The 1,553-nt window shown below is 54.3% G+C and carries 1 protein-coding gene; it reads right to left on the reverse strand.

Annotated elements, in window-relative coordinates:
- Positions 1-119 precede the first annotated feature (119 nt).
- The gene (locus tag D6694_08450) at positions 120-1,265 is read right to left on the reverse strand and encodes a hypothetical protein (GenBank protein ID RMH41999.1); all 1,146 of its coding nucleotides are present in this window, start codon (positions 1,263-1,265) and stop codon (positions 120-122) included.
- Positions 1,266-1,553 lie beyond the last annotated feature (288 nt).

The raw sequence follows: 1,553 nt of genomic DNA on the forward strand, positions 1-1,553 counted from the left end.
CTTGGTTTCTTTACCGAAGTAACTCGGGAACTGCGCAATCCCAGCGTTCCCGAAGAGGCCATCAACTTCAAAGAATCGAGCAACCACTCGCATCAATTCTATATCCCAAATTCAGTAGTTCACGATTTCATAGGGAGGCCTGAGCAGGGGATGGCCATGACAACCCCATAGAGATGTTCGATAGCGCGCCTAAGCAGACAGACGAAAGCCTGGAACTGAAAACGAGTCGGCGCAAGCCGGTGTGGGCCTGGACCTGGGATGCGAGCCACAAACCAACGGAGAAAGGCCCAAATATTGACCAGAAGCAGGGCAAAACCAAGTAAGAAGAAACGTAGCGCAGGATTGCGGGAGGTGGTTTTGACCCGGACTCGACGCAAGATGCGATAGGAGGCTTCGATCCCAAAGCGAAAACGATAGCGTCGATAGATGGTCTTGGGTGCCCAGTCTAGACCGATGACGACAAAGAGCAACCATTTACGTCGCCGGACCTTGTCTTTGCCAGGGACGAGCGTGGCAACGACCGCCATGTCCACCGTAGTGCCATCGGTAAAAGTGTAGGTGGTGCGATAGCTCTTGCGTCCTCGACATAGTTGTCGGGTGCCGCCGGTTTTGCCCCGGATGGTGCAGGCCAGAATCGACGGTTGTTTGGCGTCCGTGAGATAGGCAATGACCGGTCCCGAACAGAAGCCTCGATCCAGATAGAGCACACGCATCTTGATGCCCAATGCCTGCACCCGCTGGTGCAAGCGCCTCACAATGGAGACCGTCTCCTCCCCGGGGCGCACGAAGGCAACCGCCAGGGTCAGACGCAACTGCCGGTAGATGACATAAAGACTGCAGATGCGGAAAAAGCGGGTGGTGCCCTGCTTGGCCCGGCTGCGCACTGTGTACGCCAGCAGGGATGCTGTCTTGCCATAGAAGGGCTCATCGTGCTCGTCGAGGGCTGCCTCGACCCACCGCTTTTGCAACTGGCGAGGAAGGCGGGCCGCCAAGGCTGCGTTAATTTGTTCTTCATGCACGCTCAGTTGCTCAACGCTCAGTTGTCCATTCAGCAACTCACGTATTCTGTTTCCGCTGGCACTCGTCTCCAGATCCCGGCACGCCGCATCCAGGCTAATTCCTTCACTGGCTGCCTTCATCAGAACATCGTAGAGCATGGCGCTGGTGCTGATGTAGCCAGCCGCTTCTAACGGAAGGTGCTCCTGGGCTACGCTTTGCATCGTCTCTCGAATATCTTGGGCCGTTAGTTCGGATTGGGTTATCATGAGGTTCTCCTGTTTGCTGGTTGGTGGTTATTGACATCTCTATTCAACCAGCAAACAGGACTCCTCACAAATCCCTACATCCTTTTCTTGCCCAAATCGTGAACTACTGAAATTGAAATCGGCAATTTTGAGCCCGTTGGGCAGAGCTGTAACCTGCCTAATGGGTGCATCTGGTGAGTGATGAGGAAATTTACACTTTCAAAACGACCCGAGTCTAGCAAAAACTCAGCAAAGGGGGGACACATGGCTTTGAAACGCAGTATCTTCCGATCGGCCCTGTTATTAGTC

It is taken from the genome of Gammaproteobacteria bacterium (genome assembly GCA_003696665.1).
Lineage (GTDB): Bacteria > Pseudomonadota > Gammaproteobacteria > Enterobacterales.